Genomic DNA, 19,607 nt, shown 5'->3' with positions numbered 1-19,607 from the left:
CATGACTGATCCCATCAAAGAGAATTACACCGAAAGCATCCAGACCAAGATAGCCGCCGCCGAGGCGCTGCCGGACGCCATCCACACTGCGGCCCAGATGCTGACCATCTGCCTGCTCAATGGCCACAAGGTCATGGCATGCGGCAATGGCCCCTCCTCGGCCCTGGCACAGCTGTTCATCTCCGAGCTAGTCAACTGCTACGAAACGCCACGCCCCTCCCTGCCTGGCCTGGCCCTGACCCCCGACATGGCCACCATCAGCGCCATCGCCACCGATCACGGCTTCGAAGAGGTCTATGCCAAGCAGATCAGGGCTCTGGGTCAACCCGGCGACATCCTGGTGGTGCTCACCACCACGGGTAACAGCCGCAGCCTGATCAAGGCCGCTGAAGCGGCACTCTCCCGCGACATGACCATCATAGTGCTCGGTGGGGGCGACGGTGGTGAGATAGCCGGCCTGCTCGGGCCCAATGACGTGGAGATCCGCGTGCCATCCGCCCGCCGTCCTCGCATTCTGGAAGTGAATCTGTTGACCCTGCACTGCCTCTGTGATCTCATCGACCAGACACTTTTCCCGCAACAGGAAGATTGAAACCATGAAGAAGCCTATTCTCGCACTCGCCCTGCTGACCGGCGCCCTGCTGCTGCAAGGCTGTGCCGCCGTGGTAGTGGGTGGCGCAGCCGGTACCGCCAAGGCGACCGGGGATCGTCGCACCCTGGGTGCCCAGTGGGACGATCAGACCATAGAGCTGAAAGCGGCCAATCTGCTGGCCGACAACAAGTCGCTGAGCGCCTCCAGCAAGATCAGCGTCTACAGCAACAACGGCCGTGTCTTGCTGGTCGGTCAGACACCGTCTGACGCTTACAAGCAGGAAGCGGGCAAGATTGTGAGCCGGATCGAAGGGGTTCGTCATGTCTACAATGAGCTGCGTCTCGGCAAGCCGGTGAGCATAGGGGTACGCAGCAACGATACCTGGATCACCTCCAAGGTACGGGCCGACATGCTGGGCACCAAGAACTTCGACAGCACCAAGGTCAAGGTGGTCACCGAGAACAGCGAGGTGTTTCTCATCGGCCTGGTGACCCGTCAGGAAGGGGATCAGGCAGTGGAGATCGCCCGCCACGTCAGCGGGGTCAAGCAGGTTATCAAGGCCTTCGAATTTGCCCAGAACTAAGCGGGCAATGATGAGATAAAAAAACGCAGCCAGTTGGCTGCGTTTTTTATTTGATGACTTTCAGGGTCGGACGACCCGTCGGGCGCGGTGGCTCCGGCTCGGGTTCTACCGGCGCCTCGGCCTGCTCCAGCCAGAGATCGTAGCCCGGCTCAGGCGGGAACAGGGTTCCCACGCCGTTTTCCCTGGCATGAATGGCCAATATGGCCGCCATGGGAATGTAGACCTGCTGTGACACGCCGCCGAAGCGGGCGCTGAAGCTGACGGCATCATTATCCATGTGGAACTGGCCCACGGCCCGAGGCGCTATGTTCAGGACGATCTGCCCATCCTGCACGAACTGCATCGGCACCATCACATGGGGGATATTGGCATTGACCACCAGATGCGGGGTCAAGTCGTTATCCAGCAACCAGTCAAAAAACGCCCGCAACAGATAGGGGCGACTGGGTGTCATGGTCGGTTCCATACTACTCATACGCTGGCACGGATCTCGCGTTCAGCCTCGGTCAGGGAGGCCTGGAAGGATTCACGTTCGAACAGACGGACCATGTAAGCCTTCAGCTCTTTGGCACCACGGCCGGTAAAGTCGATGCCCAGGCTCGGCAGACGCCACAGCAGCGGAGCCATGTAGCAGTCAACCAGACCGAACTCTTCGCTCATGAAGTAGGGCATCTCGCCAAAGATAGGGGCTATGGCCAGCAGGTTGTCACGCAGCTCGGCACGGGCGGCTTCGGTATCGGTGCCCGCCATGATCTTGTCGGCCAGCGAGTACCAGTCCAGCTCGATGCGATGCATCATCAGACGGCTGTTGCCGCGAGCCACCGGATAGACAGGCATCAGGGGCGGGTGCGGGAAGCGCTCGTCCAGATATTCCATGATGATGCGCGAGGTGTACAACGCCAGCTCGCGATCCACCAGAGTCGGTACAGTGTTGTACGGGTTCAGCTCGGCCAGCTCGTCCGGCAGGTTGCTCGGGTCAACCTGGCAGATATCCACGCTAACACCCTTCTCCGCCAGGACAATACGCACCTGATGGCTGAACATATCGTTGGCACCGGAAAACAGCGTCATTACCGAACGCTTATTGGCAGCTACAGCCATTGAACCCTCCCGTCATTAAAAAGCAGAAACGGCAATGAAGCATCTTGATCTCCATTGCCGTGCGTCATATTACTCCGATCTGGTCGCTTAGTGAACGTCGCGCCAGAATTCCTTCTTCAACAGCACAGTGAAGATGAAGAAGATTGCGATGAAACCGAGCACCCAGAAGCCCATGCGTTCGCGCTCCTGCTGCACCGGCTCAGCCGAGTAGACCAAGAAGTTTACCAGATCCAGTACCGTCTGATCATATTCTTCGTTGTTCATTTCACCATTGCCGTCAGATTTGATGCTGACGACTTGTTGCATCTCCACTCCATCCAGGGTGTGGGTCTCGAACTCGGCACGGGGAGTCCCCTGCAACGGCTCCAATACGTGGGGCATGCCCACGGACGGGAAGACCGCATTGTTCACACCAAATGGCCGGGTTTCGTCCACATAGAAAGAACGCAGATAGGTGTAAATCCAGTCGGCGCCCCGCACCCTGGCCACCAGGGTCAGATCCGGTGGCGGCGCCCCGAACCAGCGCGCCGCATCCTTCTCGGACATGGCGCTCTTCATCAGATCGCCAATCTTGGCGCCGGTGAAGACCAGGTTCTCCCTCATCAGCTCTTCCGGAATGCCGATGTCCGCGGCCACCCGGTTATAACGCTGGTATTGGGTGGAGTGACAACCGGCACAGTAGTTCATGAAGGTCGCAGCCCCCCGTTGCAGGGATGCCTTGTCACTCAGATCGTACTCTGCCTTGTCGAGGGGGAAGCCACCGCCAGCGGCCAACACCAGACCGGGCAGCAGGGCCAGCACTGCAAAAATTATTCTTTTCATTTGAATGTCACCCTCTCCGGCAGCGGCTTGGTGCTCTCATTCTTGCTGTAGAAGAACAGCAGGACGAAGAACCCGAAATAACCCAGAGTGCAGAGCTGCGCGATCAGCGTCAGCATGGGCGTAGATGGCAGAACGCCCAACACACCCAGGATGACGAAGCAGACCACGAACTGGGCGATGTTCAGCTTGTGCAGGGTGCTGCGGTAGCGCACCGAACGCACCTTGCAGCGATCCAGCCAGGGCAGCAGGAAGAGCACGACGATGGAGAGCCCCATCATGATGACCCCCAGCAGCTTGTCCGGCACTGCGCGCAAGATGGCGTAGAAGGGGGTGAAGTACCAGACAGGGGCTATGTGCGCCGGCGTCTTCAGCCCGTTCGCCACTTCAAAGTTCGGTTTCTCGAGGAAGTAGCCCCACATATCCGGCTTGAAGAAGATGATGGCGCAGAACAGGAACAGGAAGCCCGCCACCCCTATCATGTCCTTCACAGTGAAGTAGGGATGGAATGCCACCGCATCCAGCGGCCAGCCTTTCTCATCCTTGTGCTTCTTGATATCGATGCCGTCCGGGTTGTTGGAGCCCACTTCGTGCAACGCCAGTATGTGCATGGCAACCAGCATCACCAGCACCAGCGGCAGGGCGATCACGTGCAGCGCGAAGAAGCGGTTCAGGGTAGCCCCCGAGATGACGTAGTCACCCCGGATCCACAGGGTCAGATCGTCACCTATGACCGGGATGGCGCCAAACAGCGAGATGATGACCTGGGCCCCCCAGAACGACATCTGTCCCCAGGGCAGCAGGTAACCCATGAAGGCTTCGGCCATCAGCACCAGGAAGATCAGCATGCCGAAGATCCACAGCAGCTCGCGCGGCTTCTGATAGGAGCCGTAGATCATGCCGCGAAACATGTGCAGATAGACCACAACGAAGAAGGCGGAGGCGCCGGTGGAGTGCATGTAGCGCAGCAGCCAGCCGTAGTCCACGTCCCGCATTATGTATTCCACGGAGGCAAAGGCCCCCTCCGCCGACGGGTTGTAGTTCATGGTGAGCCAGATGCCGGTGATGATCTGGTTGACCAGCACCAACATGGCAAGGGAACCGAAGAAGTACCAGAAGTTCAGGTTCTTGGGAGCCGGATACTTGGCCATGTGGTCGTTGTACATGGCCGTGAGCGGGAAACGATCGTCAATCCAGCCCATGATTTTGGCAAACATGGTCAGGCCTCCTTGCCATCGGCACCGACCAGAATGGTGGTGTCGCTAAGAAATTGGTATGGCGGAATGACCAGGTTCAGCGGTGCGGGCACGCCCTGGAACACTCGACCGGCCATGTCGAACTTGGAACCATGGCATGGGCAGAAGAAGCCGGAGGTCACCCCTTGCACCTGCTCGCCGAAGCTGTCCGGCAGGTAGGAGGGGGAGCAGCCCAGATGGGTACAGATACCGACCGCCACGAAGATCTCCGGCTTGATGGATCTGTAGCCGTTGTGGGCATAGTCCGGCTGCTGTGGCTCATCGGAGGCGGGATCGCGCAGTTTGTCATCGTGCGTGGCCAGGGCATCCAGGGTCTGCTTGGTGCGCTTCACCACCCAGACCGGCTTGCCGCGCCACTCGACGCGGATCAGCTGACCCGGCTCCAACTTGCTGATATCCACCTCTACCGGTGCCCCGGCCGCTTTGGCTTTGGCACTCGGATTCCATGACTTTATAAACGGCACTGCGGTAAAAGCAGCTCCTACACCGCCAACGGCAACCGTTGACCAGGTAAGAAATCTGCGGCGACCGGTATCAACTGGCGCATTGCTCATCCAAAAACTCTCCCATGTGGACTCCGCTCATTCTTATAGTGTCCCCGTTTCCTATCTCCTCTCCCTCTGACAACTGCGGCGGAAGCGGAGTGGCAATTGACACAGAAAGACCATGGAAATTTTAAAGAAAAGATAACAATTTGACAAGAAAGAGAAGCGATGGGCAAAAACAATAAACACACAAATTTTTGTCTTTTGTGACGTATGGTTAGCATTGGCCTATGTAATATTACCAATAAAAAAAGCCTGGCACATGGCCAGGCTTTTTTGACACTCGTGAGAGTGCGTACCAAAAGCGAATTAACGCTTGGAGTACTGCGGACGCTTACGCGCTTTGTGCAGACCGACTTTCTTACGCTCAACCTTACGGGCATCGCGAGTAACAAAGCCAGCTTTACGCAGTTCGCCACGCAGGGTCTCGTCGTACTGCATCAGAGCACGAGTGATACCGTGACGGATCGCACCAGCTTGACCGGAGATGCCACCACCGTTAACGGTGATGTACAGATCCAGTTTCTCGGTCATCTCAACCAGTTCCAGCGGCTGACGAACTACCATACGAGCAGTCGGACGGCCGAAGTATTGCTCCAGGGAGCGCTGGTTGATTACGATTTTACCGCTACCCGCTTTGATAAAGACGCGAGCAGTGGAGCTTTTGCGACGGCCGGTACCGTAGTATTGATTTTCTGCCATGTTGCCAGTTCCCGTTAGATATCCAGTACTTGAGGTTGCTGAGCAGCATGAGCGTGCTCTGCGCCTGCGTAAACTTTCAGCTTACGGAACATGGCACGGCCCAGCGGACCCTTCGGCAGCATGCCCTTGACGGCAGCTTCGATTACCATTTCCGGCTTGCGCTGAATCAGCTTGTCAAAGCTGATGGACTTGATACCACCCGGGAAACCGGAGTGAGAATGGTACATTTTGTCGGTAAATTTCTTACCGGTTACGTGTACCTTCTCAGCGTTTACAACGATGATGTAATCACCGGTGTCAACGTGCGGAGTGTATTCAGCTTTGTGCTTACCACGCAGACGAGCAGCGATCTCGGTTGCGATACGACCCAGAGTTTTACCTTCTGCGTCCACAATGTACCAGTCACGTTTTACGGTTTCTGGCTTGGCAACGAAAGTTTTCATTAAGTTAAACCCAATTACCTGTTACAGACCCAATTGCTTATGGGGGCTCTCCCACAAACAACAAACGATGGCCTACCTGTACCCCTTCGAATACAAGTAAAGCTTAAAGTGTTGCTGTCTTATCGACAGCTGTAACGTGGGCCGGGCGATTATAAGTGAAGTTGCCTTAAATATCACCTGCTAATTTCACTGCCATGAAGCTAGCAAATGTCGCCCGGCCCTACCTGCCGCAGATGCCCATCCGACTGGCAGGCGCGGTATTGTGACTAAGGAAGGTGCACTCTTGCAAGGTATTCGTGCGATTGCATTTCCTGAAGCCGCGAAAGACAGCGCTTGAATTCGAAATTCAGCAGGCCATCTCCGTAGAGCGCGGCCATGGGCACCGCCGCCGACAGAATGAGTTTGACGTGCCGCTCATAGAACTCGTCCACCATGGCGATGAAACGGCGCGCCGCATCGTCCGTGCCTGTGCCCATGGGCTGCACGTTGGCCAGCAGGACGGTGTGAAACTCCCGGGCCAGCTCTATGTAGTCCCCCTGGGATCGCGGAGTACAGCAGAGCTGTTCGAACTCCATATAAAGCACCCCCTCCCCCACGCCCAGCGCGCTTAGCTGACGATGGTTGATCTCCAGCGTGGCGGCCGCGATCTGCCCCAGCCCGGTCAGTTGCCCAAAATAGCGGTCCAGATTGGACCTGGCCTGCTGATCCAGCGGGAAGTGATAGATTTCCGCCTGCTCCAGGGTGCGCAGCCGGTAGTCGACGCCACCATCCACATTGAGTACCTCGCAGTGGTGCTCTATGAGGGCGATGGCAGGCAGGAAGCGGGCTCGCTGCAGCCCATTGCGATAAAGGTCCCGGGGCGGGATGTTGGAGGTGGCCACCAGCACAACGCCATGACCGAACAGCTCCTGGAACAGGGTGCCCAGCAGCATGGCATCCGTGATGTCGGAGACGAAAAACTCGTCAAAGCAGATGATGTCTGTCTCGCCGGCCAGCTTGCTGGCGATGAGCTTGAGCGGATCGGCCTGACCGGTCAGGCCCTTGAGTTCATCGTGCACCCGATGCATGAAACGGTGGAAGTGGACGCGCAGTTTGCGCTCCCCCGGCAGGCTGTCGAAAAAAGTATCCATCAGCCAGGTCTTGCCTCTGCCCACTCCGCCCCACATATAGAGACCCAGGATGGGCTCGCGGGCTTTCGGCTTTTGCAGCCAGCCGAGCAGGCCACGGGATCTGGTCGGAGTCGGGCTGGCGCACAAATCCTGATAGAGTCGCTCCAGGCGGGTCACGGCCATCGCCTGGGCCGGGTCGGCCAAAAAGCCGGGACGCTGCAAATCCTGCTGGTATTTTTGCTGCGGGGTCATCCTGTAAACCGCCTCCAAGTCCCTGAATGAGGGACAAAATGGTATCACGCTCTCGGGGTGCACGGTATAGTGCCAACGAGGCATCGCGGTCAATCCGGCCGCCTCAAACTCATCGATTTAGCTGTAACAAGGAGCTTCTATGACTCTGTTAAACGGGATCCTGCTGGCGGTAGCCGCCCTGATCATCGGCGTGTTGATCGGCCGTTTCACTGTCCGCAGCCGGGATGCCGGGCGCCTGGAACAGGAGCTGAAAAAGGCTCACAAGGAGCTGGAAAGCTACCAGGGCCAGATCACCACCCACTTCGCCGACAGCGCCGCCCTGATGGAGCAGTTGGCCGATCAATACCAGACCCTCTATCGCCACATGGCCGAACAGAGTAAGTTCCTCGCCAAGGCGCAGGAACCCTTGTTCCGCGAACCTCAGGTGGAAGAAGGCAACGCTGACTCCGCCAGCGAGGAGCCGGGCCAGCCGCCCCGTGACTACGCCGGTGCCTCCGGCCTGCTCAAGCAGCCCGGTTAGCCTCTGGTGGAACTAATTACGCCTTATCGTGGTCAGACCTTGACGATTGCATTGCAACTTTTTCTGGGAGCTGTTTCTCATATGCGTAAATCTCTTTCTGTATTCAGTGTGTTAGCCCTCAGTGTCGGTATCGCCCTGTCAGCAGCGCCGGCACAAGCCGCCCTGCCCCTGATGGGCAACAGCCAGGAGATGCCGAGCCTGGCCCCCGTGCTCGAGCAGGTAACCCCTGCCGTGGTCAACATCTCCGTCTCTGGCAAGAAGATCACCCGCCAGCGCCTGCCGGAACAATTCCGCTTCTTCTTCGGCCCCAACATGCCCGATGAGCAGGTGAGCGAGCAGCCTTTCCAGGCCCTTGGATCCGGCGTCATCATAGATGCCAAGAAGGGCTACGTGATCACCAACGCCCACGTGGTCCACGAAGCGGACGAGATCAAGGTCAACCTGAAAGACGGTCGCGAATACGCGGCCAAGAAGATAGGTGAAGACAAGCAGTCCGACATCGCCCTGCTGCAAATCAAGGCGGAGGACCTGGTGCAGATCAAGTTCGCCGACTCGGACGAGCTGCGGGTCGGTGACTATGCCCTGGCCATCGGCAACCCCTTCGGCCTGGGTCAGACCGTCACCTCGGGTATCGTCAGCGCCCTGGGTCGCAGCGGCCTCAACATCGAGAACCTGGAGAACTTCATCCAGACCGATGCGGCCATCAACTCGGGCAACTCGGGTGGCGCCCTGCTCAACCTGCGTGGGGAGCTTATCGGCATCAACACCGCCATCCTGGGCCCGAACGGCGGCAACATAGGTATCGGCTTCGCCATCCCCTCCAACATGGTGCGCGACCTGTCCGAGCAGATCGTGAAATACGGTGAAGTGCGCCGTGGCCAGCTGGGGATCACCGGCACAGAGCTGACCACGGATATCGCCAAGTCCTTCGGCTACAACAAGAAGGATGGTGCCTTCGTCAACCAGGTCATGCCTGACTCCGCCGCCGCCAAGGCGGGCATCAAGGCCGGCGACATCATCATCAGCATAGATGGCAAGCCCATCCGCTCGTTCGGTGAACTGCGAGCCAAGATCGCCACCATGGGCGCCGACAAGCAGGTTGCACTCGGCCTCATCCGTGATGGCAAGGAGCAGACCGTCAAGGTCACCCTGAAGAAGGCAGATGACAGCGAGATCCTCGCCAGCGCCCTGCACCCGGCACTGGAAGGGGCCAAGCTCAGCACCACCTCGGATCCGGTGACCGGCGTGGCTGTGGCCGACATAGATCCGCGCTCCCCTGCCGCCGCTGCCGGCCTGCAGAAGGGCGACATCATCATCGGGGTCAATCGTCTGCGCATCAACTCCATGGATGAGCTGACCAAGGCCTTGAAGAACAAGCCGGAAGTCCTGGCGCTGAACATACAGCGCGGCGACTCCTCGCTCTATTTGGTGATCCGTTAAGTCCCTCACACCCGCGGCAACCGCCGCGGGTGATTTTTATCCACCGATAATGTTATTCTCTGCGCGCAGCATGTACGGACGAGAATGACATGAAAATCCCACCTTTGATCAGTTACTTGGGCAAGTCTGTCGGCTTTGGCCTCACCGTGGCTGCGCTCCTGCTGCTGCTGTTCCCCAGTTTTCGGGGCGGCGCCCCCCTGCCGGGTCTCATCACCAATGCCCGCGAGCTGAGTTTCTCCTATGCCGCCCACCGCGCCGGCCCTGCCGTCGTCAACATCTACACCCGCAGTTTCGCCGGCAATCGCGGCGAGAAGGCGGAGCTGAGGCCACAGGGGCTGGGCTCCGGGGTCATCATGAACCAGCGTGGTCATGTGCTGACCAACTACCACGTCATCGCCGATGCGGACCAGATCATAGTCGCGCTGCAGGATGGCCGGGTATTCAGCGCCGAGCTGGTCGGCACCGACAAGCTGACCGATCTCGCCGTGCTCTACATAGAGTCGGACAACCTGCCGGTGATACCGCAGGATCCGGAGCGGCTGCCGGACGTGGGCGATGTGGTGCTCGCCATCGGCAACCCCTACAACGTCGGCCAGACCATCACCCAGGGCATCATCAGCGCCACCGGCCGCATAGGTCTCTCCAGCATGGGGCCGGACAGCAACGGCCGGCAGGATCTGCTGCAGACCGATGCCGCCATCAACGAGGGCAACTCGGGTGGCGCCCTGGTCAATGGCCGTGGCGACCTGGTGGGCATCAACACCGCCGCCTACCACCTCAACGGCAATCAGGAGAGCTACGGCATCAGCTTCGCCATCCCCTACAAGCTGGCCAAGCGGATCATGGACGAGCTGATCGCCAATGGCCGTGTCATCCGCGGCTACCTCGGCATCTCCAGCGTCGAGATCAACCCCATAGTCGCGCGCATGATGAATCTCGGGGATCTGCAGGGTCTGGTGGTGGAGAGTCTGGATCCCGACGGCCCGGCCACCAAGGCAGGCCTCAGGCGCGGGGATGTGCTGCTCAAGATCAACGGCGAGGCCATCAGCGGCGTGCGCCCCGTGATGGACAAGATCGTCGAGAGCCGCCCCGGCACCAAGCTGACCATCTCGGTGATCCGCAATGGCAAGCCTCTGGACGTCGACGTCATCATAGAGGAAGACGTGCGCTACCAGAATCTGCCCACCAGCAGCGCATCACCCGCCAGCTGACGGCAGGGAGCCAACAGAGGGGCCATCAGGGCCCCTTTTTCGTGCCTCCTTCTCAGGCCCCCCTTTCCTGGCGTGAGATGACTCACAGTTTCCACCGGCACCCGACCGGGCGGCTGCGGGGTGAAACTGTGGTCCCGCTCACACGACACCGGGGTCAATCCCCTCCCTTTCCCCCTTGCCGCCACAAATCCGGCCTCTTTCGGGGCTTTTTGCCCGGAATTTCCATTTCGAATCGGAAAAACCGTGCCTCCTCCTGCTCTCTTCCCCGTCTTAAGGTAATCCCATCCTTTCTGCCAGCCTTGGAGAGCAGACCTTGACTACCGACACTCATGACACAGCCCTGACCCCTAACAGCCCGGCGTTGCTGCGCAAGACAGATCTCATTCTGGCGCGCATCCACGGCCTGCTGGCGGATCAGGGCATCATCCCCAACGAGGTGCAGAAACAGATGCTCGCCTCCCACGTCAAGGCCATGGTGTGGCGCTCCCACAGCGGTGAAGCCCTGCCCGAGGTCGACCTCAGCCTGTTCGAGGAGATCTCCCCCCTCTCCCTGCGCCTCGCCGAACAAGTGGTCGGCTGGCTGGACAGGCTGGCCTATGAAGAGGCCCACCTCTTGTCCGTCCATTTCGAAGTTGCCAAAGAAAATGAACTCAGCTCAGTCAAAGGAGAAATCTAAATGTCAGCCATCAAACTCGTGATTGGAGATCGTCTCGGCAAGGGCCAGAAGGTAGGAGCAGGGGCAGAGGCCGCCGGCGCCACAGTGACCGTCATCCCCGGCATGGCAGCCGACATGAAGCTCGGTGATGTGATGAACAAGGAGCAGGCGGATCTCGGCATCTCCTTCTGCGGCAGCGGCGGCGCTGGCGCCATCACGGCCCAGACCAAGTACGGCTACAAGTGCCGCTACGGCATGCGCTCCGTCGAGGAGGGTGTGACCGCCATCAACGAAGGCTGCGTGGTGCTGGGCTTCGGCTTCATGGACAAGGAAGAGCTGGGTCAGAAGTTGATCGAAGCCTTCGCCAAGAAACACGGGCGCGCCTGATGAAAGAGGACTTCACCACCCAGGTCATGGTCAACGGCAAGGGGGCGACCCGCCAGCAGGCGTTTGCCGCCGCCCTCGGCCAGGTGCAATCCAGCCTGCTCAAGGACAACCCCAGGGTGATGCTGCGCATCGAGCCGCTCGAGGTCCGGGTGCTCAAGGCCGAGGAGTCGGTGCGGGTGGAGAAGTTCCTGTTCTTCTTCCTGCCGCGCCAGCGCCGCGAGTTCAGGGTCCAGCTGGAGATCACTGTCAAGGTCAGCAGCCTGGATGTCGACAAGGTGGATTTCACCAGGGCCTAACCCCACAACCAAAAGGACATGTTGGATGTTTCTAATCATTTTGATGAAGTCACTCATCATCGGCGGCCTGGTGGGCGTCGGCGTGGGAGCCGGCGCGGCGCGGATGTTCCACGCCCCGACAGTACAGGGCATGGGTGCCTTCCGCACCCTGGGTGAGCTCAACTCCTGCGAAGGGGATCCCGCCTCCCACTTCTCGTTCGGGCTTGGCTTCTTCTTCAACGCCTGGGCCTCCACGGTCGCGGCTGGAGCCTTCACCCAGGACGTGGACCACCGCATCATCCCGCACTGGGCCACGGCCGCGCTGCTGTTCAAGAACCGGGATCTCGCCACTACCCTGCACGACCCCAAGAAGATGGCCATCGCCGGCGGCATCATAGGTGCCATCGTCGTCGCCTTCCTCAACAGCACGGCGGCGGCCGTGCCCGAGGCCCTGCAGGTCACTGCGGTCAAGGTGCTGGTGCCAGCCGCCAACCTGCTGGTCAACACCGTCATGCCGGTGATCTTCTGGCTGGCCGCCATAGAGGCGGGCAAGAAGTCCGGCTTTTGGGCCACCATCTTCGGCGGTCTGGCGCAGCTCATCATGGGCAACGCCGTGCCGGGCCTGGTGCTCGGCATCCTGATCGGCAAGGGGGTCGAAGAGAGCGGCTGGAACCACGTCACCAAGGTGATGATGAGCGCCATAGTGCTGCTGTTCGTGCTGAGCGGCTTCTTCCGCGGCTTCGATATGAAACTGATTGAGTCCTTCCACCTGGGCATTCCCCTGTGGCTGGAAAACGTCCATCACCTGCTTGGCAGTAAATAAGGGACCACACCATGGATGAGAAACTGAGAAACAACTTCTGGTACGCCGACTGGTCCTTCCCCATCTTCGTCGGTCTGCTGTCGGCCGGGGTCTTTGCCGGGACCCACATGTTCTACCTGTACGGTGTCGGCGCCTTCAACGAGGTGGCCTTCGTCGCCATGCTGAAAGCCGGGATGGACACAGGTGCCTACGGCGCGGTCGCAGCCTTCGGTGCCAGCTTCCTGTTTGCCCGCATCATAGAGGGCTCCCTGGTGGGGATCCTGGACATAGGCGGCGCCATCCAGACCGGCGTCGGCCTGGGGGTTCCCGCACTGCTGCTGGGTGCCGGCATCGTCTACCCGGTGGAGAACTTCGGCGCCTCCCTGGTCACCGGCATGGCCATAGGCCTGGCCATCGGCTACGTGATCATCCTGGCGCGCAAGTTCACCATCAACCAGAGCAACTCCACCTACGGGGCGGACGTGATGATGGGGGCTGGCAACAGCTCGGGCCGCTTCCTCGGCCCCCTGATCATCCTCTCCGCCATGGGGGCCTCCATCCCCATAGGCCTGGGTTCCCTGGCAGGAGCGCTGCTGTTCTACATCTGGGAGAAGCCCATCACAGGCGGCGCCATCCTGGGTGCCATGCTGCTCGGTACCTTCTTCCCGGTTGCCCTGGCCTAAGCCCCCGCCGCCCTTCGGGGCGGCATTTCAGAGGTCATCACCATGTATGACATGATCATCAGAGCGGGACGCCAGGGAAATGGCCAGCTCATCGACATCGCCATCCAGGACGGCAAGATAGCGGCGCTGGGGGCACTACCAGAGTCGGCCGAGGCGAAGCGAACCCTCACACTAGCCGGACAGGTTCATGTGAGCGCTGGCTGGATTGACGGTCACACCCACTGCTACCCCGCCTCCCCCATCTATCAGGATGAGCCGGACAAGGTGGGCGTCGAGTCCGGTGTCACCACAGTCATAGACGCGGGCAGCACCGGGGCCGACGACGTGGACGACTTCCAGCGCCTCGCCGCTGGCTGCAAGACCCGGGTCCATGCCCTGCTCAACATCTCCCGCATCGGCCTGCTGCGCCAGAACGAACTGGCCAACCCCGCCGACATAGACCCTGAGCTGGCCAAGGCGGCCATTCGGCGTCACCCCTCCTTCATCGTCGGCATCAAGGCGCGGATGAGCGGCAGCGTGGTGGGCGAGAACGGCCTGCAGCCCCTGCGCATGGCTAAACAAATCCAGCGGGACAACGGCCAGCTGCCGCTCATGGTGCACGTGGGCAACACGCCGCCGGATCTCGACGAGATAGTCGCCCTGCTGGGAGACGGGGATCTGCTGACCCACTGCTTCAACGGTAAGCCCAACCGCATCCTGACCCCGGCGGGTGAGCTGCGGGTCGCGGTGCGCGAGGCGATGCAGCGGGGTCTGCGCCTCGACATCGGCCACGGCGGCGCCAGCTTCAGCTTCGAGGTGGCAGAGACCGCCATCCGGCAAGGGATACTGCCTCACACCATCAGCTCGGACATCTACTGCAAGAACCGCATCAAGGGCCCCGTCTACAGTCTGGCTCACGTGATGTCGAAGTTTCTCGCCATCGGCATGACCCTGGAGCAGGTGATCGCCTGTGTCACCAGCCAGGCCGCCGATGCCCTGCGTCTGCCCGGCAAGGGACGACTCGAGGTGGGCACCGATGCCGATCTGACCCTGTTCGAGGTCATGAGTGGCCCGACGCTCTTTACCGATACCGAAGCCGAGTCCCGCCACGGCGACCGGCAACTGCGCCCCCTCGCCGCCCTGGTCGGCGGTGACCTGGTTCTCACTCAATATGGACAATCTCACCATGCCTTCCGTGTATGAGAAATATCAGCTCAAACCCGTGATCAACGCCTCCGGGCGCATGACCATCCTCGGCGTCTCCACCCCGGAGCAGGAGGTAGTCGACGCGGTCAACTTCGGCCTGGGCCACTACTTCGAAGTCAAAGACCTGGTCAACAAGACAGGTGCCTACCTGGCCGGCCTGCTCGGCGTGGAAGACGCCGTGGTGGTCTCCTGCGCCAGTGCCGGCATAGCCCAGTCGGTGGCCGCCGTCATAGTGCGCGGCGATCCCTACCGGCTGGAGCAGTTGCATGCCCATGCCCACGGGGTGCCAAGCGAGATAGTGCTGCCCAAGGGTCACAACGTGAACTTCGGCGCGCCGGTCGGCACCATGGTCAACCTGGGGGGCGGCAAGGTGGTGGAGGCCGGCTATGCCAACGAGTGCTCCCCCGCCCAGCTGGCTGCCGCCATCAACCCCAATACCGCCGCCATCCTCTACATCAAGTCCCACCACTGTGTGCAGAAGAGCATTTTGTCAGTCTCTGAGGCGGCCGAGGTGGCCAGGGCCCACGGGCTGCCGCTCATCGTCGATGCGGCGGCGGAAGAGGATCTGCGTCTCTATTACCAGCAAGGGGCGGATCTCGTCATCTACAGCGGCGCCAAGGCCATCGAAGGGCCCACCAGCGGCCTGGTGCTCGGCAAGCGTCAGTATGTGGAGTGGGTCAAGCAGCAGGCCAACGGCATAGGGCGCGCCATGAAGGTGGGCAAGGAGGGGATCCTCGGCCTGACCTACGCCATAGAGCGCTACCTGGAGAAAGAGCAGGAGAGCGGCGCCGCCATGGTTGCCAAGATGACTCCCTTCATGGAGCGCCTCAACCTGCTGCCCGGCGTCACCGCCCGGGTGGTGTGGGACAGTGCGGGGCGCGACATAGCCCGCACCGACATCGCCTTCGACCATGCTCAGATCGGCATGACGACGGTGCAACTGGTGGCCCGCCTGCAACAGGGCAATCCGGCCATCTACTGCCGCGGCTACAAGGCCAACGAGGGGCACATCGAGATCGACGTGCGCAGCGTCAGCACGGCCCAACTAGACCAGATCCATTCCGCCATTGCCAACCTCGTTCAGGAGAACCGCTGATGTCCCTTGTTCCCAACTACTACCGTGATCGTGTCTGTCTCAACGTGCTGGCAGGGTCCAGACAGAATGCCGTCGACATCTATGAGGCGGCCGAGGGCCATGTACTGGTCGGCGTGCTCTCCAAGAACTACCCGGATGTGCCCTCCGCCGTCGCCGACATGGGGGAGTACGCCAGGCTTATCGACAACGCCCTCTCCATCGGTCTGGGAGCGGGGGATCCCCGCCAGTCCGCCATGGTGGCCGAGCTGGCTCGCCAGCTGCAGCCCCAGCACGTCAACCAGGTATTCACCGGAGTGGGCCCCAGTCGGGCGCTGCTGGGTCAGCCTCACAGCCTGGTCAATGGCCTTGTCTCCCCCACCGGCACCCCCGGCATGGTGAAGATCTCCACCGGCCCCCTCAGTGCCCAGCAGCCGGACGGGATTGTGCCCATCGACACCGCCATTGCCCTGCTCAAGGACATGGGCGGCAGCTCGGTCAAATTCTTCCCCATGGGAGGCCTGGCCTGCCGCGACGAGTATCAGGCGGTGGCCGAGGCCTGTGCCCGTCACGGCTTCTGGCTGGAACCCACCGGCGGCATCGATCTCGACAACTTCGAGGAGATAGTCCGCATCGCGCTGGAGGCCGGGGTCGAGAAGGTGATCCCCCACGTCTACAGCTCCATCATCGACAGCGAGAGCGGCCAGACCCGCCCCGAGGATGTGCGCACCCTGCTCGCCACGGTGAAAACGCTGCTGGCATAACGACCCCAGCAGGCACCGGTCCGATCACAGGCCGGTGTCTGGCTTGTTGATGATCCCCTTGTTAACATCGACCCTTTATTTCGCAACAGGAGTCTTGCCTCACCCCATGATCAAGCTGCCCCACCCCAGGCTCCATCAACTGCTGACCCAGCTCCATGCCGAGCCGCTGCCCCAGGAGGAGCTGGCCCGTCGCCTCAATGTCTCCACCCGCACGGTGCGCACCGACGTGGCGACCCTCAACGAGCTGATCGCCACCCAGGGTGCCCACCTGATCCACCAGCGCGGCACCGGCTATCAGCTCAAGATTTACAATCAGGGACTGTTTGATGCGCTGCTGGCGGCACAGGAGCAGGAGAGCAGCCTGCCGCGCACCAGTCGCGAGCGGGTGCTGCATCTGCAGATCCTGCTGCTGACGGCGGAGCAGGGGATCAAGCTCGACGAGCTGGCGGATACCTGGTATCTGAGCCGGGCGGCCCTGCAGGGAGACATGGCACAGGTGAGGGAGCGGCTCGCCCACTTCGGGCTCACCATAGAGAGCAAGCCACGGCTGGGTATGCGTATCCAGGGGAGCGAGACGGCGATCCGCGCCTGCCTGACCCAGCTGCTCTGCCAGGAGCTGCTGCACAACCATCCGCTGCAAGGCTTGCTGCCGAACCTCTGCCCCAGCAAGACCCTGGAGGTCGTGGGCAACCACATTCACGATCAGCTCGGCCGCCATCAGTTGCGCCTCGCCGACGAGAGCCTGCAACAGCTCGCCATTTACTGCGCCGTCGCCCTGCTGCGTCAGGCGGCAGGCCACGAGCTGCGACAGTTTGCCAGCGACGATATCACCCAGACCCTGGCCGCGGTGGCCCGCGACATCTATGCCGAGCTGCCGACCCTGACCCCGCCGGGGGAGGAGGAGATCGCCTGCCTCGCCATCCAGATCCAGGCCCGGCTCACTGCCGATACCCCCCAGCTCAGCCCGGCCATGGCCGCCGAGAGCGAGCAACTGGTGGAGCATCTGCTGGACTACATCCACCAGCACTACCCCTATGATCTGCGCGCCGACCCGCAGTTGCGGGCCGACCTGCAGACCCACATAGGCGCCATGCTGCTGCGGGTCAAATACCAGATAGGCAGCCACAACCCGCTGGCGGACCACATCAAGCAGTACTATCCCCTCGCCTACGACATCACCCTGGCCGCCATCTCGGAGTGGATAAGACAGACCCCCTACCGGCTGACCCATCACGAGATCGGCTATCTGGTGATCCATATCGGGGTCGGCCTGGAGCGCCACTATGACATCGGCTACACCCGTCGCCCCCAGGCCATGCTCCTGTGCGATGCGGGCAACGCCACCTTCCGGGTACTGGAGGCGCGCATCCGGCGGGAGTACCCCCAGCTGCAGCTGACCAGCCTGGAGTCGGTACGGGATTACGAGGGACTGGCACAGATCGAGCAGGACTTTGTCATCAGCACCCTCAAGGTGAGCGAGAAGAACGCCCCCGTGGTACAGGTCGCCCCCTTCCCGACCCAGTACCAGCTGGAGCAGCTCGGCAAGCTGGTGCTGATCGATCGCACCCGCCCCTACCTGCTGGACAAGTATTTCGATGCCGACCACTTCATGGTGCTTGATGACCCCCTCAGCCAGGCGGCGCTGTTTGATCGCATCTGCAGCCAGCTTGAGGCGGAAGAACTGGTGGAAAGCGGCTTCAGAGCCTCACTGCAGGAGCGGGAGCGCATCGTCTCCACCCTGCTGGGAGAAGGCATAGCCCTGCCCCACTCCCTCGGCCTGCTGGCCCGCCGCACCCTGGTCTATACAGTGCTGGCCCCTCAGGGGATCGACTGGGGCAATGGCGAGACCGCCACCCTCATCTTCGTGCTCGCCATCAGCAAGGCGGACTACGAGGAGGCCATGGGGCTCTACGATCTGTTTCTGGCGCTGATGAACGAAAAAGCCAGCAGGGCTCTGCTGGCTTGTCGGGATTTTTGCGACTTCAAGGCGCTGGCGCGCGCCGGATCATGACGGCAAGGGAGGCGCAGCTCACTCCTCGTTGAAGCCCGAGGTGAACAGCGCCACCACGGCGGCCAGGGCCTCCACCTCTTCGGGGCCCTCGACCTGCACCTCCACCTGCTTGCCCTGGGCAGAGTCCAGCATCAGCAGGCCGATCACGCTGTCCGCATCGGCCTCGATGCCGTCCTCGTTGCGCAGCAGCACATGGGCATCGAACCCCTGCACCAGCTCGAACAGCATCATGGCCGGTCTGGCATGGATTCCCAGCTTGTTTTTGACTTCTACCGAGGCGGAAACTGTCATCTAAACATCCTGTGGGTCTGTCAGGCTTGGGTGGAGCGCTTGTCCAGCGTGCGGTGACGGATCTGCACGTTCTTGCCAAGCAGTCGGAAGGTGCTGGCCAGCCGCTCGGCGATGAACACCGAACGATGTTGTCCGCCGGTACAACCTATGCCGACGGTCACATAGCTGCGATTGTTGCGCTCCAGGTGGGGCAGCCAGGTCACCAGCATGTTCTCTATCTGCTGGATGAACAGCATCACATCCGCCTGGGCCGAGAGGTAGTTGGCCACGGGCTCATCCTGACCGGTGAACGGCTTGAGCTCCGGGATCCAGTGGGGGTTGGGCAGGAAACGGGCATCGAACACGAAGTCCGCATCCTTGGGGATGCCGTATTTGAAGCCGAACGACTCGAACACCAGCACCAGCTCGTTCTCTTTCTTGCCGAGCACCCGGGTCTTGATGAGCTCGCTGAGGTCGTGGATGCTGAGGTTGGTGGTATCGATGCGCAGATCGGCGGTCGAGGAGAGGGGCGCCAGCAGGTGGGTCTCTTCCCGAATCGCCTCATCCAGCGACAGCTGCTTGCGAGACAGGGGGTGCAGCCGGCGGCTCTCGCCATAGCGCTTGAGCAGGGTCCCGTTGTCCGCATCGAAGAAGAAGCTGGAGAACTCCACCCGCCCTTCGTTGCGCACCTGGGTCAGCAGATTGTCCAGCTTGTCGGGCTGGGTCGGCAGGTTGCGCACGTCTATGCTGACCGCCAGCTTGTCATACTGGCTCTCCACCGAGACGATCAGCTGGGGCAGCAGGTTGACCGGCAGATTATCCACGCAGTAGTAACCCAGATCCTCCAGCACCCTCAGGGCCACCGTCTTACCGGAGCCCGAACGACCGCTTACCACTATTAACTGCATCTTGTCCCCTCACGCCAACGTG

General features: G+C 61.0%; 24 protein-coding genes. 14 read left to right on the top strand and 10 right to left on the bottom strand.

Features of this window, described 5'->3' with window-relative positions; translation table 11 throughout:
• The first annotated feature begins 1 nt into the window (after position 1).
• Both Aeroheme_RS02220 and dolP read left to right on the top strand, forming a co-directional pair.
• Positions 2–592, top strand: coding sequence for an SIS domain-containing protein (locus tag Aeroheme_RS02220; RefSeq protein ID WP_005331389.1), 591 nt, complete (start codon positions 2–4; stop codon positions 590–592).
• A gap of 4 nt (positions 593–596) precedes the next feature.
• A complete protein-coding gene (dolP, locus tag Aeroheme_RS02215) occupies positions 597–1,175 on the top strand; it encodes a division/outer membrane stress-associated lipid-binding lipoprotein (RefSeq protein WP_290029276.1) in 579 nt (192 codons plus the stop codon).
• Positions 1,176–1,221: 46 nt separating this feature from the next.
• On the opposite strand, the gene Aeroheme_RS02210 is transcribed toward dolP, so the two are convergent.
• The 8 genes from Aeroheme_RS02210 to zapE all read right to left on the bottom strand — a co-directional run bounded on the left by Aeroheme_RS02210 (position 1,222) and on the right by zapE (position 7,402).
• On the bottom strand, positions 1,222–1,629 hold the full coding sequence (locus Aeroheme_RS02210; RefSeq protein WP_025328512.1) for a ClpXP protease specificity-enhancing factor: 408 nt from the start codon (positions 1,627–1,629) through the stop codon (positions 1,222–1,224).
• Between the two features lie 17 nt (positions 1,630–1,646).
• Positions 1,647–2,276 carry a stringent starvation protein SspA gene (gene sspA / locus Aeroheme_RS02205; RefSeq protein WP_025328513.1) on the bottom strand — a complete coding sequence of 210 codons (630 nt, stop codon included), beginning with the start codon at positions 2,274–2,276 and terminating at the stop codon, positions 1,647–1,649.
• 87 nt (positions 2,277–2,363) lie between these two features.
• A complete protein-coding gene (locus Aeroheme_RS02200) occupies positions 2,364–3,098 on the bottom strand; it encodes a cytochrome c1 (protein ID WP_025328514.1) in 735 nt (244 codons plus the stop codon).
• Entirely contained in the window at positions 3,095–4,312 is a 1,218-nt protein-coding gene (locus tag Aeroheme_RS02195; protein ID WP_408793096.1) for a cytochrome bc complex cytochrome b subunit, read from the bottom strand. The genes Aeroheme_RS02200 and Aeroheme_RS02195 overlap by 4 nt, the downstream gene beginning before the upstream one ends.
• Before the next feature lie 2 nt (positions 4,313–4,314).
• Positions 4,315–4,905 carry a ubiquinol-cytochrome c reductase iron-sulfur subunit gene (petA, locus tag Aeroheme_RS02190; RefSeq protein ID WP_025328515.1) on the bottom strand — a complete coding sequence of 197 codons (591 nt, stop codon included), beginning with the start codon at positions 4,903–4,905 and terminating at the stop codon, positions 4,315–4,317.
• Positions 4,906–5,205: 300 nt separating this feature from the next.
• Entirely contained in the window at positions 5,206–5,598 is a 393-nt protein-coding gene (rpsI, locus tag Aeroheme_RS02185) for a 30S ribosomal protein S9 (protein WP_005891084.1), read from the bottom strand.
• Positions 5,599–5,612: 14 nt separating this feature from the next.
• The gene (rplM, locus tag Aeroheme_RS02180; protein WP_033132308.1) at positions 5,613–6,041 is read right to left on the bottom strand and encodes a 50S ribosomal protein L13; all 429 of its coding nucleotides are present in this window, start codon (positions 6,039–6,041) and stop codon (positions 5,613–5,615) included.
• 266 nt (positions 6,042–6,307) lie between these two features.
• Entirely contained in the window at positions 6,308–7,402 is a 1,095-nt protein-coding gene (zapE, locus tag Aeroheme_RS02175; RefSeq protein ID WP_408846676.1) for a cell division protein ZapE, read from the bottom strand.
• Positions 7,403–7,541: 139 nt separating this feature from the next.
• On the opposite strand from zapE, the gene Aeroheme_RS02170 reads away from it, so the two are divergent.
• The 12 genes from Aeroheme_RS02170 (at position 7,542) to Aeroheme_RS02115 (ending at position 18,407) form a co-directional block, all read left to right on the top strand.
• Entirely contained in the window at positions 7,542–7,922 is a 381-nt protein-coding gene (locus Aeroheme_RS02170) for a YhcB family protein (protein ID WP_163148904.1), read from the top strand.
• An 81-nt stretch (positions 7,923–8,003) separates the two neighbouring features.
• Positions 8,004–9,362 carry a Do family serine endopeptidase gene (locus Aeroheme_RS02165; RefSeq protein WP_106885637.1) on the top strand — a complete coding sequence of 453 codons (1,359 nt, stop codon included), beginning with the start codon at positions 8,004–8,006 and terminating at the stop codon, positions 9,360–9,362.
• Between the two features lie 89 nt (positions 9,363–9,451).
• Positions 9,452–10,573, top strand: coding sequence for an outer membrane-stress sensor serine endopeptidase DegS (gene degS / locus Aeroheme_RS02160; protein ID WP_106885636.1), 1,122 nt, complete (start codon positions 9,452–9,454; stop codon positions 10,571–10,573).
• A gap of 313 nt (positions 10,574–10,886) precedes the next feature.
• Complete coding sequence (locus tag Aeroheme_RS02155; protein WP_234566765.1) at positions 10,887–11,249, top strand: transcriptional regulator; 363 nt, start codon at positions 10,887–10,889, stop codon at positions 11,247–11,249.
• On the top strand, positions 11,250–11,615 hold the full coding sequence (locus Aeroheme_RS02150) for an SFCGS family glycine-rich protein (protein ID WP_289980665.1): 366 nt from the start codon (positions 11,250–11,252) through the stop codon (positions 11,613–11,615).
• Positions 11,615–11,911 carry a DUF4312 family protein gene (locus Aeroheme_RS02145; protein WP_106885633.1) on the top strand — a complete coding sequence of 99 codons (297 nt, stop codon included), beginning with the start codon at positions 11,615–11,617 and terminating at the stop codon, positions 11,909–11,911. Before Aeroheme_RS02150 ends, Aeroheme_RS02145 begins: the two co-directional genes overlap by 1 nt.
• A 25-nt stretch (positions 11,912–11,936) precedes the next feature.
• On the top strand, positions 11,937–12,713 hold the full coding sequence (locus Aeroheme_RS02140; RefSeq protein WP_106885632.1) for a DUF4311 domain-containing protein: 777 nt from the start codon (positions 11,937–11,939) through the stop codon (positions 12,711–12,713).
• An 11-nt stretch (positions 12,714–12,724) separates the two neighbouring features.
• On the top strand, positions 12,725–13,375 hold the full coding sequence (locus tag Aeroheme_RS02135; protein ID WP_025328524.1) for a DUF4310 family protein: 651 nt from the start codon (positions 12,725–12,727) through the stop codon (positions 13,373–13,375).
• 42 nt (positions 13,376–13,417) lie between these two features.
• On the top strand, positions 13,418–14,557 hold the full coding sequence (locus tag Aeroheme_RS02130) for an amidohydrolase/deacetylase family metallohydrolase (protein ID WP_411166615.1): 1,140 nt from the start codon (positions 13,418–13,420) through the stop codon (positions 14,555–14,557).
• Positions 14,541–15,656: a DgaE family pyridoxal phosphate-dependent ammonia lyase gene (locus tag Aeroheme_RS02125; RefSeq protein ID WP_411166614.1), complete on the top strand. Its 1,116-nt coding sequence runs from the start codon at positions 14,541–14,543 to the stop codon at positions 15,654–15,656. The genes Aeroheme_RS02130 and Aeroheme_RS02125 overlap by 17 nt, the downstream gene beginning before the upstream one ends.
• Entirely contained in the window at positions 15,656–16,396 is a 741-nt protein-coding gene (dagF, locus tag Aeroheme_RS02120; RefSeq protein WP_411166613.1) for a 2-dehydro-3-deoxy-phosphogluconate aldolase, read from the top strand. The genes Aeroheme_RS02125 and dagF overlap by 1 nt, the downstream gene beginning before the upstream one ends.
• Before the next feature lie 106 nt (positions 16,397–16,502).
• Positions 16,503–18,407 carry a BglG family transcription antiterminator gene (locus Aeroheme_RS02115; protein WP_289980654.1) on the top strand — a complete coding sequence of 635 codons (1,905 nt, stop codon included), beginning with the start codon at positions 16,503–16,505 and terminating at the stop codon, positions 18,405–18,407.
• A gap of 18 nt (positions 18,408–18,425) precedes the next feature.
• On the opposite strand, the gene npr is transcribed toward Aeroheme_RS02115, so the two are convergent.
• Together npr and rapZ are read right to left on the bottom strand one after the other, a co-directional pair.
• Entirely contained in the window at positions 18,426–18,698 is a 273-nt protein-coding gene (gene npr, locus Aeroheme_RS02110) for a PTS phosphocarrier protein NPr (protein ID WP_005331359.1), read from the bottom strand.
• Positions 18,699–18,718: 20 nt separating this feature from the next.
• Positions 18,719–19,585, bottom strand: coding sequence for an RNase adapter RapZ (rapZ, locus tag Aeroheme_RS02105; protein WP_139438909.1), 867 nt, complete (start codon positions 19,583–19,585; stop codon positions 18,719–18,721).
• Positions 19,586–19,607 lie beyond the last annotated feature (22 nt).

The sequence above is a fragment of the Aeromonas sp. DSM 116730 genome (genome assembly GCF_046581335.1).
GTDB lineage: Bacteria > Pseudomonadota > Gammaproteobacteria > Enterobacterales > Aeromonadaceae > Aeromonas > Aeromonas rivipollensis.
The sequence above is the reverse complement of the archived record's forward strand: the minus strand, read 5'-3'. Positions and strand labels throughout refer to the sequence as shown.